The sequence below is a fragment of the Bacteroidales bacterium genome (assembly GCA_035353855.1).
Lineage (GTDB): Bacteria > Bacteroidota > Bacteroidia > Bacteroidales > CG2-30-32-10 > DAOQAK01.
On sequence record DAOQAK010000009.1, the window covers coordinates 1 to 15412 of the forward strand.

General features: G+C 33.7%; 11 protein-coding genes. All 11 read left to right on the top strand.

The annotated features are described in order from the left end of the window. Window positions 1-124: 124 nt before the first annotated feature. The 11 genes from PKK00_03370 to PKK00_03420 all read left to right on the top strand — a co-directional run bounded on the left by PKK00_03370 (window position 125) and on the right by PKK00_03420 (window position 15361). Window positions 125-2620, top strand: coding sequence for a BNR-repeat neuraminidase N-terminal domain-containing protein (locus PKK00_03370; GenBank protein HNW97438.1), 2496 nt, complete (start codon window positions 125-127; stop codon window positions 2618-2620). 172 nt (window positions 2621-2792) lie between these two features. Further along, window positions 2793-3323: a hypothetical protein gene (locus PKK00_03375; GenBank protein ID HNW97439.1), complete on the top strand. Its 531-nt coding sequence runs from the start codon at window positions 2793-2795 to the stop codon at window positions 3321-3323. Between the two features lie 84 nt (window positions 3324-3407). Continuing rightward, window positions 3408-4334, top strand: coding sequence for a hypothetical protein (locus PKK00_03380; protein HNW97440.1), 927 nt, complete (start codon window positions 3408-3410; stop codon window positions 4332-4334). A 130-nt stretch (window positions 4335-4464) separates the two neighbouring features. Next, window positions 4465-4986, top strand: coding sequence for an NAD(P)H-dependent oxidoreductase subunit E (locus PKK00_03385; GenBank protein HNW97441.1), 522 nt, complete (start codon window positions 4465-4467; stop codon window positions 4984-4986). A gap of 17 nt (window positions 4987-5003) precedes the next feature. Further along, window positions 5004-6911: an NADH-ubiquinone oxidoreductase-F iron-sulfur binding region domain-containing protein gene (locus tag PKK00_03390; protein ID HNW97442.1), complete on the top strand. Its 1908-nt coding sequence runs from the start codon at window positions 5004-5006 to the stop codon at window positions 6909-6911. 37 nt (window positions 6912-6948) lie between these two features. Next, entirely contained in the window at window positions 6949-10656 is a 3708-nt protein-coding gene (locus PKK00_03395) for an FAD-dependent oxidoreductase (GenBank protein HNW97443.1), read from the top strand. A 2-nt stretch (window positions 10657-10658) separates the two neighbouring features. Further along, window positions 10659-11114: a ferritin family protein gene (locus PKK00_03400; GenBank protein HNW97444.1), complete on the top strand. Its 456-nt coding sequence runs from the start codon at window positions 10659-10661 to the stop codon at window positions 11112-11114. A 108-nt stretch (window positions 11115-11222) separates the two neighbouring features. After that, a complete protein-coding gene (locus PKK00_03405; protein HNW97445.1) occupies window positions 11223-11663 on the top strand; it encodes a hypothetical protein in 441 nt (146 codons plus the stop codon). Between the two features lie 76 nt (window positions 11664-11739). Next, a complete protein-coding gene (locus PKK00_03410) occupies window positions 11740-13023 on the top strand; it encodes a collagen-like protein (protein HNW97446.1) in 1284 nt (427 codons plus the stop codon). Window positions 13024-13131: 108 nt separating this feature from the next. After that, on the top strand, window positions 13132-13653 hold the full coding sequence (locus PKK00_03415) for a T9SS type A sorting domain-containing protein (protein ID HNW97447.1): 522 nt from the start codon (window positions 13132-13134) through the stop codon (window positions 13651-13653). Between the two features lie 16 nt (window positions 13654-13669). Beyond that, window positions 13670-15361 carry a tail fiber domain-containing protein gene (locus tag PKK00_03420; GenBank protein ID HNW97448.1) on the top strand — a complete coding sequence of 564 codons (1692 nt, stop codon included), beginning with the start codon at window positions 13670-13672 and terminating at the stop codon, window positions 15359-15361. Window positions 15362-15412 lie beyond the last annotated feature (51 nt).

Here is a 15412-nt window from a genome sequence, read left to right on the forward strand (position 1 = left end):
TCGGTTTGCGATACCCTTTTTCTTTTATTCTAACAAAATTTTAAACAGGCTCTAATATGCTTGACATTTTGCCCAAAATACTGTAACTTACGAAGACAAATGAGTACAAATACTGAAAAAATTAATGAGCTTTTCAAAGAAAATATTATCCTTTTTAATATTTGTTTTGTTACCATATTTTTATGTAAATGCTGCTGTTACTATAACTGTAGCTTCAGGTGGCGAAAGTTTGTGTTCGGGTTCTTATACTACTTTGGGGAATATAACTATTTCAGAAAATAATAATGCTGATTTATCAAAGCAAACGGATGCAAAGCTTGTAATAAGTGCTCCTTCAGGTTATGAATTTAAAGCAGGTTCCGGTTCTTATTATTTTGAATCTGCAAAAAATATTTCAGCAATGGCAATTAATGTTACTACTTCTTCCATTACAATAACATATACAACAGATAATACAAATAAACTGGATTTCTTTTACATATCAGGTATACAAGTTAAAGCAAGTAATGTATCTCCGGTGGCTGCATCTGGAAATATGATAAAAACGTTGGGTTCTCCTACTGATGCTTCAATTGTTGGGATGACAAATGGTTCTACAAGTTTTGGGACATTAACACAAGCTGCTGCTATGGCATATTCTTCAAGTGCAGTTACTCAGAACAATACAGCGAATGTTGATGTTGGAACTTCAAATAATGATATAATTGGAATTCAGGTTGTTGTTAGTGGCGCTTGTGGTACAGGACCTACTGCAACTTCATTTGCATTAAGCACTACTGGGTCGACAGATGCTGCTAATGATATTTCATCGGCAAAAATATATTATACCGGAAGTACATCAACTTTTTCGGCTTCTAACTTATTCGGAACACAGGCAAGTCCAAATGGAAGTTTTACTATTAATGGTTCACAAACATTGGTTACAGGAACAAATTATTTTTGGCTTGCATACAATGTTTCTGGTTTTGCAAAAACTACAAATATATTGGATGCTGAATGTACTTCGGTTACTGTTGGTGGATCATCTTATACGCCATCACCTTCAACAATTTCAGGTTCAAGAACAATAGGCATAGGAACAATTACAAGCAATGGCACTGGAGGCGGAAATTGGAGCAGTGGTTCTTCATGGACTGGAGGCGTAGCCCCAAGTTCAGCAAATCATGTTACAATACTTAATGGTGATGCAATTACCTTAACTGCCGATGCTTCATGTATTGACCTTAATATTAATGGTGGCGCAACAGGTGGAAGTTTAAATTTAAGTTCATTCCAACTTACGATATCAGGTAATTTAACAGTTACAAGTCCGGGAACATTAACAACTACCTGTAATTCGAAATTAGTAGTTGTTGATTATGGTTCAAAATCGCAAATTACATTGCCTTCAAGTGTAACAATGCTTCAGAAAATTACTTTAAATAGGACCGCGGGAGTTACATGCAATCATAATCTTAATCTTTCAACTTGTGTTCCTGGCGATAGTGTTGTAATTGTTTTAACTAAAGGTGTGCTATCAATGACTTCCGGCGCCAAACTGCTATTAAATTCAATTGCCATTAAACTAGATATAAACACAACAGATAATTCTTATGTTGATGGAATAGTATCGCGAACGGTCGCAACCGGGGGAAAGATGTATATTTTCCCGGTAGGTAATAGTGGAAAATCAAGAAGATTTGGAATTGCTCAGCATTCGGGAGCTGATGGAGTGCATGATGTTCAGTTTATCTATGCATCACCAGTTAATTACAATTATATTAATTATGGTTTTCTGCCGGGAGGTATAATTGATAAATATTATTGGAAACATGTAAATGTATCAGGAGGTAATCCTCAACGCAGAATCTATTATAAGGATAGTGATTTTCCAGAATTAAGCTCTGCGCAAAGAATAGCATACTTAACATTAGCAAATAATAAGGTTTCTACTTCAACCGATGAATGGACAAAGCCAACAACAGGGTGGATGGTTGATGACACTTATAAATATTGTCAGTTCACAGGGGCTAATGCTTCAAATAACGAATATTGGACATTCGGCTCTACTAATGCAACAGCAATTTTACCGGTTTCAATTATTTATTTTAATGCCTCAACTTCAGATAATGAAGTTAAGTTATCGTGGGCTACTGCTTCTGAAATCAACAACGATTATTTTACAGTGGAAAAATCAATTGATGGAGTAAACTTTGAAAGTCTTACTAATATTGATGGTTCAGGAAATAGCAATAGCATAATTTCATATAATGCTTCTGATGATAATCCTTATAATGGCATTTCATATTACAGGCTAAAACAAACTGATTTTGATGGTAGGTACTCATATTCTGATGTTATATTTGTAAATAATAGTAAAGAAAATAATATTTTAGTTTATCCTAATCCCGTTAATGATATTATAAATATATCCTTACCGGAAAATTATGATATAATCAATATTGAAGCATACAATGCGCTTGGAATAAAAGTATTTTCTAAAACTATTGAAAGTAAAAATTTTTATAATAATATTTTTAGTATTAATGTAAAAGAAACTTTGAAAAATGGGGTTTATCTGTTCAATATAACTACAAATAATAAATCAAATATATTCAGGATTGTAGTGAATAATAATTAATGTCAGGCAAAAACACCATTATTTTTTGGTATAATGGAGTTTGTGTTTACGCTAATTACCGGGTAAGGAGGTTATTCAAATGAGTAACCTCCTTTTTTTTGTATAAAAGCCCTAATATTTTTTTAAAAATATATTTCTATATTTACAGCCTTTATTTTTTGAAATATAATTCATGCGAAAAGTTTTGATCATCATATTGTTTTTCTTTGCAGGGACATCATTATTATTTTCTCAGAAAAAAGATAAAAAGGTATTGTATGGTATTGGTGCAGATTATAATTTCCAGACAGAGGGAATTGGTATTGATGCACGGGCTAAAATTCCTATTTATAAAAAAATTTTTGTTTCGCCAAGAATTTCATACTTCCCTTCTTTTAATAATGTTCATGAATTGTATGGAGGCGCTGACCTTGGATATAATTTTCCTTCAATTCGCAGGGTAATGCCTTATGCTTTTATCAGTGGCTATTACGATGATTGGTTCAATAGTTCCAAGTTTCTTAATGATGTTGCAAAAAAAAATAATTTTGTTTACGAAGCCGGTACAGGAATTATTATAGCGTATAAATGTTTTTATCCTTATGCTGAATACCGTTATGATGCTAAGTGGAAAGAGGGAACGATAGGTATCGGCTTAATGCTTAAGTTCGGTGAATGCTTTTCTTCTAAACGACAGAAAATAAAAAAGTGTCCACAGTTTTAATTTTCCCAGCTCGTAAGGGTAAATACTTTTTCTTGTGTATTATTATTGAAAGCAAATAATAATTACTAACAAAAATATTGTCTCATGAAAACAATTAGAAAAATATATTTGATATCATTATCAGTATTAACTGTAATGATTGTTTTTTGTTCTTGTTCAAAAGAAAGAACCGAAACCAGTGAATATGAGCCTCTAGATGAATTTTATGATAATAATGCTCCCGAAGAACAAACATTTATTATTGATTCGATACCCGGCGATACTATTGTTGGTATACATGGAACTAAAATATGGGGAGTACCCAAAACTATCTTCATGTATAAAAGCACGCAGCAGGATATTTATTATCCTTTCTTCATTAAGCTGATAGAAGCATATAGCATTAAAGACATGATTTTGTCAAAGCTTCCGAATGTTGCCCAGGGAAATATTTTAAAGTCGGATGGTGAATTAAAAGTTACTGCATTTAAAAATAATGATGAACTTGTATTGAAAGAACATTGTGGGTTGAACATGTGGGCTCCTTCATCAAATCCTGATGATACTATGGGTGTTTATTATGGATTTACAAATGCTACTACCGACGATTGGAACATTGATGTTACTCAAACCGATTATTTATTTACACAAGATACCGTGACAAAAATTGGCGTTCTGGGAAAAGGATACGGAATGAAAATAGCTAAATTAGGCTGGTTAAGTGTATGTAAACTTAATACATTTACTTCTACTTCGGGAATAACTTTTACTGCTGTCGGAACAAATACGAACTTCATCGACATTTTTATTGTGTTCAACAATTTACATTCGTATATAAAAGTAAACAACTTAACAGTATCTAATTTGCCTGTTGGTGAGCCTGTTACCGTATTTGCAATAGCTAAAGATACCGATGCAAGTATGTATTATTTTAAACAGAATTATACCATATCAACTTCTTCTATTATAATAGATTTAGTTATGCAGAAATCTACAGAAGCTGAAGTTCTTACTTTAATGGGCTCGTTGTAGGTATTATTTTAATAATTTTTAATAATTAAACGAAGAATAAATTTTATTCTTCGTTTTTTTATTTCTTCCTTTGTAATATGAAATTATTCCAAAAGAAAGAATTTTTAAAAAAGAGCAACAAATAAATATTATGCGAGTTTCAAGAATAAAAAATAAAAAAGAAGAAAAGCTAGAAAAAAAAATAGATGTGTCGTTATTAGATCCATTTATTAAAAAATACAAAAACGAAAAAGGAAATTTAATCCCTTTACTTCAGCATGCACAAGAGCTATACGGCTATTTGCCGCAAGAAGCTTTTCACAAATTAGAAAGGGAAACTCAATTAACATTAAACGATATGTATGGTGTTGCCAGTTTTTATGCTCAGTTTTCCTTGTTCCCAAAAGGAAAATATATCATTAAAATGTGCACAGGAACTGCTTGTCATGTAAAAGGGTCAAATACGCTCGTTGAATTTATTCACGAAAAATTAAAAACAAGCGAAACAAAACATACTACCGAAGATGGTTTATTTACAGTAGAAATAGTAAGCTGTCTTGGTGCATGTGGCTTAGCTCCGGTAATGGTGATAAACGAAAAAGTATATGGAAAAGTTACTTCAAAAATGTGTGAAGAAATTGTTGAAGATATTATTAAAAAAGAAAATCAGTAGCAGTAAAATAATGGGTTATGAAATATATTAGTAAAAAAGATATTGAAGATATTAAAGAACGTTATTTAAAGAAAGCTTCTCTAATTCATAAACATATTGTTATTTGTGCCGGTACAGGATGTATTGCAAATGGTTCTTTGTTGGTTTATCAAGCAATGATAGAAGCACTCGAAGTAACGGGCTTATCTAAGGTGGTAGATTTAACACTTGATATTCATGAAGATGATAATTCTGTTTACCTCTCTCGCAGCGGATGTCAAGGGTTTTGCGCACAGGGACCTTTAGTTACTATTTTCCCCGATGAGATAATGTACGTAAAAGTGAAACCGGAAGATGCACTAGAAATTATACAAAAAACGCTTGTCAAAAAAGAATTAATTGACCGCCTTTTATATATTAATCCTTCCAATGAAGAAATTAGTAAAGGGCCATCGGAAATTCCTTTTTATAATCAACAAAATAGGCTTGTTTTAGGAGAATGTGGAAAGGTAGATCCAGAAAGTATTGAAGAATATATTTCACATGGTGGATATATTGCAGCCGAAAAAGCTTTTAATCAACTTACCGATAAAGAAATCTGCGATATGATTCTTCAATCTGGGCTTAGAGGTCGTGGTGGTGGTGGATTTTCTACCGGTCAAAAATGGGAACTTACGCGCTTAGCACAGAGTGATAAAAAATATGTAATTTGTAATGGAGATGAAGGGGATCCGGGTGCTTTTATGGATAGAAGTCTTATGGAGGGGAATCCACACCGAATTGTGGAGGGTATTATGATAGCTGCTAAAGCGATAAATGCAGATGAAGCTTATGTATATGTAAGAGCAGAATACCCCCTTGCCGTGAAGCGTATGAAAAAAGCCATTGAAGACGCTCATAAAATGGGAATTTTAGGGAGTCATGTTTTTGGTTCAAAGCAGCATATTAATATTCATGTTATGGAAGGAGCCGGTGCCTTTGTCTGTGGAGAAGAAACAGCATTAATCGGTTCTATTGAAGGACATAGAGGAATGCCTAATCGAAAACCTCCTTATCCATCTCAAAAAGGACTTTTTGGGAAATCAACGGTAATAAACAATGTAGAAACATTGGCGACTGTTCCTTTAATTATTAAAAACGGCCCCGAATGGATTAATTCAATTGGTACAGAGAAATCGAAAGGAACTAAAATATTTGCCCTAACAGGTCATGTTGCCAATACCGGACTTATAGAAGTGCCTTTTGGCACTACCCTTCGTGAAATTATATACAACGTTGGAGGTGGAATTGTAGATAAAACAGTATCAGGAGAAACAATTAAGTTTAAAGCCGTACAAATGGGTGGCCCTTCGGGTGGTTGTATCCCAGAGCATCTTCTCGATACTATTGTTGATTATGATTCAGTTATTGCAACTGGTGCTATTATGGGCTCCGGAGGCTTGGTGGTGATGGACGAAAATACGTGTATGGTTGATATGGCAAGGTTTTTCCTCGATTTCACACAGAAAGAAAGTTGTGGAAAATGCACCTTTTGTCGTATTGGAAGCAAAAGAATGCTTGAAATATTGCTTAGAATTACTCAAGGGGAAGGGAAACAAGGGGATATCGAATTATTAGAAGAGCTAAGCGAACAGATAACTAAAAGCAGTCTCTGCGGGCTTGGGCAAACAGCGCCAAATCCGGTTCTTACTACATTAAAATATTTTAAACATGAGTACGAAGCACATATTAGAGATAAAAAATGTCCGGCAAAAAAATGCAAGCCTTTAATAACGTATGAAATAAATTCCGGAAAATGTACCGGTTGTACTGCATGTAAAAAAGCATGCCCCGTTTCGGCTATCTCCGGAGAACGTAAATTACCTCATTTAATAGATCAATCGCTTTGTACAAAATGTGGTATGTGTTATAGTAAATGTAAATTCCAAGCGATTACAATTGGATAACATTTTTTAAATGATTTTTTAAAGAATAATAGTAGTTATGAATGATATAAATGTTGTTTTAAACGGAAAGAATATAAAAGGAAATAAAGGAGAATATATTCTTTCTCTTGCAAAAAGAAATGGATTTGAAATACCTTCTTTATGTTTCGATGAAAGGTTAGACCCGTATTCTTCTTGTTTCGTTTGTGTAGTTGAAATAGAAGGAATGAAAAACTTACAACCGGCTTGTTCCACCCGAATTATGGAAGGAATGAAAATAAATACTATCAACGAAAAAGTATTTAAAGCACGGAAAACAGCCTTAGAATTGTTGTTAAGTAATCATTATGCTGATTGTTTAGGCCCCTGTAAACAAACATGCCCTGCCGGTGTTGATGTACAAGGATATATTTCTTATATTGAAAAAGGAATGTATCATGAGGCTGTTGCCTTAATAAAAGAAACAAATCCACTTCCTGCTATCTGCGGACGTGTTTGTGTTCGCCCCTGTGAAGTTGCTTGTAGAAGAAATTTGCTAAACGAAGGAACCGCGGTTGGAATTGACTACATGAAACGATTTGCTGCCGATTATGATTTGTTTTCTTCAAATAAATATAAACCTACTATACCAGCAGCTACTGGAAAAAAAATAGCCATTATTGGTGCAGGCCCTGGAGGATTATCTGCTGCCTTTTTCCTTCGCAAATACGGACATGAAGTAGATATTTACGAAGCAGCTCCTTTAGCCGGAGGTTGGCTAAGATATGGCATCCCCGAATATCGACTACCTAACGATATTTTACAAAAAGAAGTCGATAATATTACAGAAATGGGTGTTCGTATTTTCTTTAATCAGAAACTAGGAGAGAATATCTCATATAAAACATTAAAAAATAAATATGATTCTTTGGTTCTTGCTATCGGTTCTCAAAAAGGAACATCAATTGGTTGCGAAGGCGATGATGCTATCAATTGCTTGTCGGGTATCGATTTCTTAAAAGCAATGGAACTTAGTGGTAAAAGATATGATTTTAAAGGGAAAACAGTTGCTGTTGTTGGGGGTGGAAATACGGCGATGGACTGCTGTCGGTCTTCTATTCGTTGCGGAGCAAAAAAAGTGTATGTAATTTATAGAAGAACAGAAAAAGAAATGCCTGCTAATCCCATTGAAATTCATGAATCGAAATTAGAAGGGGTAGAATATATTTTCCTTACAGCTCCTGTAAAAGTGAATAAGGATAAAGAAGGAAAAATTAAATCCATGACCTGTGTTAAGATGGAATTAGGAGAACCGGACGCATCTGGAAGGAGAAGACCGGTTGTTGTGGAAGGCTCTGAATTTAATATGGAAATGGATTATGCCATCGCCGCAATAGGACAAAAAACAAATATTAATTTTTTAGAAGATATAAATACAAATTGCGATAAAGGGGAGTTAAATGCAACAAAATGGGGCGATGTAGATGCAAACCCGCTAACATTACAAACCGGGATAGCCTCTGTTTTTGCCTGTGGTGATGGAGTAAGCGGACCGGCTACATTAATTCAGGCAGTAGCACAAGCTAAAATAGCGTCTTTAAGTTGTCATCAGTATTTAACAAATCTTGCAATTCAACCTTTACAAAAAGAATTTATCAGTAAAAAAGATAATTTTAAACTTCAAATTGCAGAAGATTATGTAGGGAAATTTCTAACACAAATGCGCGAAGAAATGCCAACCTTAAATCCAAAAGAACGGAACAATTTTAAAGAAGTTGAATTAGGATATAAAAATGAAAAGATAGCTCAACATGAAGCAGCCAGATGTCTTGAATGTGGCTGTGTTGAATATTATGATTGCGATTTAAAAAAATATGCAACGGAGTATGGTGCCGAACAGAATAAATTTAAAGGAAAATATAACGAATCGCCCGTCGATTTTCATCATCCATTTATTGAAATAGATAATAATAAATGTGTTCTTTGTTCTCGATGTATTCGTATTTGTAAGGAAGTTGTAGGCGCAAATGCATTGGGTTTGGTAAAGAGAGGATTTGATACCTATGTAGCTCCGGCTATGGGCAAAAGATTGCAAGATACGACATGTGAATCCTGTGGATTATGTATATCTGCATGTCCTACAGGTGCAATTACTGAAAATGTATTGTTTAAACCGGGTCCCTTTAAACTCGATAAAATAGAAACAATTTGTAATTATTGTTCGGTAGGTTGTGCAGTAACAATTCATCATAAAAATGGCTTTTCCATGAAAATAACAGGCAGAGAAGGAATCGTTAATACAGACGGGAATATATGTAAATACGCCAAATTCGGTTATACCTATATAAATGATAAAAACAGAATAACAAAACCACTTATTAAAGAAGGAAATAAGTTTACTGAAATTTCTTTTGAAAAAGCATTTGGAATTATTGAAGAAAAAATTAAAAATGTAAAAGCCGATGAAAATGCTTTTTTTGCTGGTGCACGCTTGTCGAACGAAGAAATGTACCTTATCCAAAAATTGGCAAGAGCCGGAGCAAAAACAAATCAGGTAGCATCATTCCATTATTTAAATAGAGAGAACGGACTTCTTAATAATTCGTGTGCAAACGTTCCTTTTAATCAGATAAAAGAAGCAAGTCGAATTTATTTATTGGGTTCTGAAATAAATATGGATAATGCGGTTGTGGGCTTCATGATTCAAAATACAAGAGTTAAAAATAATATTCCTGTTGAATTAATAACTAATAAATCAAATAGTAGGATGATTAATAAAGTAGATAAGCTACTTCAAATAAAATCATATTATTATTTCGTAAAAGCACTTAATCATTATATCCTTTCCAACGAATTAGAAAATAAATTGTTTATTAAGAATAATTGCGATGGATTTGATAAATATAGAACAAATTTATTGAAAGAAAATTATTCGGAACTGGTTAAAAAAGCAGGAATTACGAATGAATTAGTCACTAAATTTGCACAGGATTATAATAAAGAATTAAATGCCATTCTTGTTTTTTCGGAAAAGGAATTATCTGCAAATGCATGTCAGGAAATATTTAATCTATCTATCCTTACCGGAAAATTAGGGAAAACAGCTAATGGAATTATTTCATTAAAAGAAAAAAATAATTCGCAAGGGTTATTAGATATGGGAATAAGTCCGGAACGGGGTGTTGGCGGTATTTCGATTACCGATAAAGGATTAATTGAAAAAATGAAAACGCAATGGGGTATAAATGAATTACCCCTATCGAGAGATATAAATGTGAAAGAGCAATTACATCAAGGGAAATTTAAAAATATAGTTGTATTTGGAGAAGACCCTATTGGATGTGCTATAGAACCGAAAGCAGTACGTAATTGGTTTGCTAAGGCCGAGTTTGTAGTTGTTCAGGATTATTTTTTAACCGAAACATCTAAACAGGCGAATTTAATTTTACCTGCTTCTTTCCCTTTCGAAACGGGAGGTACATTTACCAATACGCAAAAAGTAATTCAAAAATTTGAAAAACAATTCCAATCAAATATGGAATATGATTCAAACGCACAGTTAATAAAGCTAATTGAAAAATTTGGGATAAAAGGAATAATAGAACCGTCGGAAGTTATATCAGAAATAATTCAAATGTTACCCGAACCAAATAATACTAAAAAATATTCTTTTGCTGAAACAACAGAAGAAAATAGATTCCGACTATTTGATTACGGATGTGACGCCTTAGTCAAATATTTTGAAGATAAATATGTTGAATTATTGAATAACGAAAAAAATAGTTAAAAATGAAAGAATTCGAAAACATACAAGATATTTTAACTTTTGCAATTAATCAGGAACAAGAAGCAGTCGATTTTTATAACGACCTTTCCTCTCGCTCAGTTAACCGCGAAATGAAAGAAATATTTCAACAGTTTGCCAGAGAAGAAATGCAACATAAGGCAAAGTTACTTGCAATAGAAGAACAAGGATTTTTTGATAATTCAATCGAAAAAATAATTGATTTAAAAATTTCCGATTATATTGTTCAGGTACATTATACACCTCAAATGACTTATCAAGATGCGCTGGTTTTAGCAATGAAAAAAGAAAAATCGGCATTTAAATTATATTATAATCTTTCAGAAAAAGCTCCAAATGCTGAATTAAAAAACCTTTTCTTGATGTTAGCACAAGAAGAGTCGAAGCATAAACTTCGTTTTGAAATTGAGTACGACGAATATGTTTTAAAAGAAAATTAATTCGTTATCAATCTATAGAGAGTTTTTATTGTAATCCTGTGTATATATAGGGTTTTCTATCATAAGAATAGAAATACTTATCTTTGTAATAAATATAAAATAAGAAATATGAAAAATAAAAATTCAAGTTTCTTACAGTTGTTGTTTTTTTTTATTTCAGGGATATTGCAATCACAAACATTAATATCTTCTTCAGGAGGATTTTATTCTTCAACAAATACAATGTTATCTTTTACCGTTGCACAAATGACCATGGTGCAAACTTTTTCTACTACAAATAATATTTTAACCCAGGGTTTTCAGCAACCTGAAGATTTAACTACAGATATTATTGAAAACCCTATTATATCTGAAAATGTAATGGTGTACCCCAATCGAACATCGGGTGTGTTTAAACTTATTTATACAAGTAGTGTGAGTGGAAAAAATAAAATGATACTTTATTACATAGTAGGCCAGATAGTGTATGTAAAAGAAATTACACAAAATATAGGTGTAAATAATTTAAATATTGATAATAGCAATTTTCGTCAAGGTGTATTTTCTTGAATTAACAACATTGAATTATAAAGGGGAGAAAATTAAAAATCACTAAAAAATAAATTTGATTTATTAAAAAATGATTATGAAAAAATCAGGTATAACAATTTTAAGTGTTTTATTTTTACTGTTTCTTGTTGAAGTGATTCATGCACAAGTACCACAAGCATTCAATTACCAGGCAGTAGCTCGTGACGGATCAGGTGAATTATTGAAAAATGAAACGATTGGAATTAAAATAATAATTCATCAAGGCTCATCATCCGGTACAATTGTATATTCAGAAACCCACACCTCTACAACAAATCAATTTGGATTATTTACAATAGCCGTAGGACAGGGTACTCCTATTGGTGCCGCATTTAGTACGATAGATTGGAGTACGGGAAATTATTGGTTACAGGTGCAAATGGATCCTGCTGGTGGTACAACATTTACTAATATGGGTGTTGATCAATTATTAACGGTTCCTTATGCTATGTATGCTGCAAATGCAGGTGTACCAGGTGCAACAGGTGCAACAGGTGTAACTGGTGTAACCGGGCCTACCGGAGCAACTGGTCTTGATGGAGTAAACGGAGTTACAGGCGCTACAGGTACTGATGGTGCAACCGGAGCAACTGGACCATTGGTAGCCGGTACATTCGGAGAAACATTAATGCATAATGGTACTGATTGGATAGCCGATAGTAATCTTTATAATGATGGAACTAAAATTGGCATTAATACAAAAGAATTAGATTATGATTTAAATGTTAAATCTTCTGTCAGAATTGGATCAGCAAATAGTACTATATCATATTTAATCATTGATAAAACAGCTGCTGCCAATCATGCATTTTTAGATTTTAGAACTTCGGGTTCTGATAATTGGATAATTGGAACATACAGTAGTAATGATCTAAGGTTGATTGACTGGACCAATGGTTATTCATCAAATGCTGCATTTATAATTAAAAAATCTACTAATGAAGTTGGTATAGGAACAAATACACCTTCAAGCAAACTGGATGTTGCCGGTACTATTACTATAAGTGGCGCCAATACAAATGAATTAAATCGTAATCAAACGGGTAGCGCTAATCTTACGCCGATAGCTTACGGAAATATTACTTCAGCCGGTGGTATAAATACTGATGCCAGTACTTCTAATTTTACCTGTACGCGTTCAGGTATTGGTCAATACTCAATAACAATATCCGGAGAAACTTATTCCTGGACTAAATATACTACTATTGCAACAATAAACACTTCGAGCCCTTGTTTCATAATAACCAACAGTGTAAGCGGTAATCTAATAATTTATACATATGATATTTCAGGTACTTTAACTGATGAACCTTTTGAATTTATTGTTTACAAACCATAATATGAATGTGAAAAATATTACATAGAAAAATTTGGTTATAATTTGCATTGAAAAATCATTGAAATTAAAATAAAGAATAACTTTGTATATAGTTTAAAATATATTTTTATGAAGAACAAAAATTTAATTTTTATTTCGATGTTTAGTTTGATGAGCATTTTTAGTATTCAGGCTCAAACATTAACACCTACAGTTATTTCTTCAGCCGGAGGATTTTATTCATCTTCAAATGCAATGTTATCTTTTACCGTTGCCGAAATGACTATGGTGCAAACTTTTTCTGTTACAAATAATATCTTAACCCAGGGTTTTCAGCAACCCGAAGATTTTGTTGTTGGTATTATAGAGCCTGTTAAAAACTCAGGAGAATTTACAACTTATCCCAATCCAACATCAGGATTGTTCACACTTTCTTTTTTAGGAATCGCTAACGGAAGTTGTGATATAAAATTATATAACCTTGTTGGACAAATTATGCTTACGAAAAATATATCTCAAAATGCAGGATTAAATTCTGTTGATTTTGATATTAGCAATATGAGTCAGGGTATTTATTTACTTGAATTATCAACTGTAGATTTAAAAGGAATCAAACAAATCAATTATCATAAAATAAATTTAGTATATTAATTTTAATAAAGTAAATATGAAAAAAACAGTAAACACATTTTTAGTAACATTAATTTTATTATTATTCACGGTAAGTTTATGGGCGCAAGCCCCTCAGGCATTCAATTACCAAGCTGTTGCAAGAGACGGCTCAGGTAGTTTATTAATCAATAAAACGATTAGTATTAAAATTTTTATTCATCAGGGTTCTTCAACAGGGACAATAGTTTACTCTGAAACACATTCTCCTACAACAAATCAATTTGGGCTATTTTCAATAGCAATAGGACAAGGAACTCCACTGGGAGCTGCATTTAGTACGATTTCATGGGGAGCGGCAAATTATTGGCTTCAAATACAGATGGACCCGAATGGCGGTAGTTCTTATACAAATATGGGTACTGATCAATTATTGAGTGTTCCATATGCTTTGTATGCAGCAACTTCAGGTACTGCCGGAGCTACCGGAGCCACTGGTCCTACTGGTAGTGATGGAGCAACAGGGCCTACCGGACCTTCAGGAGAAGTTGGGGCTACCGGGGTAACAGGTCCGCTGGTTGCAGGAACTTCAGGTCAAACATTAAGACATGACGGAGCAGGGTGGGCAGCAAACAGCCTTTTATTCAACAATGGAACATACATTGGTATTGGAACTTCCAACCCAAGTGCTCTTTTACAGGTTAGTGATAGTGGATTAGTAATAAAATCTACAGGAGAAATACAAACCATAGGTAAAGGTACCGGTACTATAATAGGGAATGCAAGAGGTTTAGGATCTATCGACCTTCAGACTAAAAGAGATACTGCCAATTTGGTTGCTTCAGGGCAATATTCTGTTATAGGCGGAGGAATAAGCAACCTTGCAAATTATAATTATTCAACTGTTTCAGGTGGATATCGAAACAGGGCGACAAATACATATACTACTATTGGAGGAGGTTACTACAACCAGGCAAGCGGAACTTTATCAGCTATTGGAGGGGGCGACAGTAATGAAGCAGCTGGTGCAGCTGCAACAGTTGGAGGCGGTCGTTTTAATAATTCAAGTGGATATCGCGGAACTATTGGGGGAGGTTACTCTAATATTTCATCAAATTACTATTCAACTGTCGGAGGCGGGTATATGAACACAGCAGGCGGATATGCCGCCACTATACCTGGTGGCTATCTGAATAGGGCAGACAGCTCCTATTGTTTTGCGGCTGGATACAGGGCTAAAGCAGTACATCATGGAGCAATAGTATTTGGAGATATGACCAATAGTGATATAGCATCTACTGCTGAAAATCAATTTACCATTCGTGCAAGTGGTGGCACCAGGATATTTTCAAATGGTACTTTATCAGCCGGAGTATTGTTGGCTGCTGGTGGCAGTTCATGGTCAGCAGTTTCCGATAGTACTCTTAAGCGTAACATACGCACGGTTGATGGAAGCGAAATACTTACAAAACTCATACAAGTGCCAATAAGCCGCTGGAGTTATAAATCGCAGGATGCAAGTATTGAGCACATAGGACCTATGGCACAGGATTTCTTCGCTGCATTTGGTCTGGGAGAAGATAATAAACACATTAATACACTTGACCCTGATGGTATAGCATTGGCCGGTGTTCAACAACTTGCTATTGACAACATAAAACAACAAAAGCTTATAGACATACAAAAAATAGAAATTGATGATCTTAAAGCAAGAATTGAAAAATTAGAAAAACTATTGGAAGAAAAATAATAATAGTGTCTTTGTTATAAAAGAGCGGGGCGACCTTTGGGCGCCCCGCTC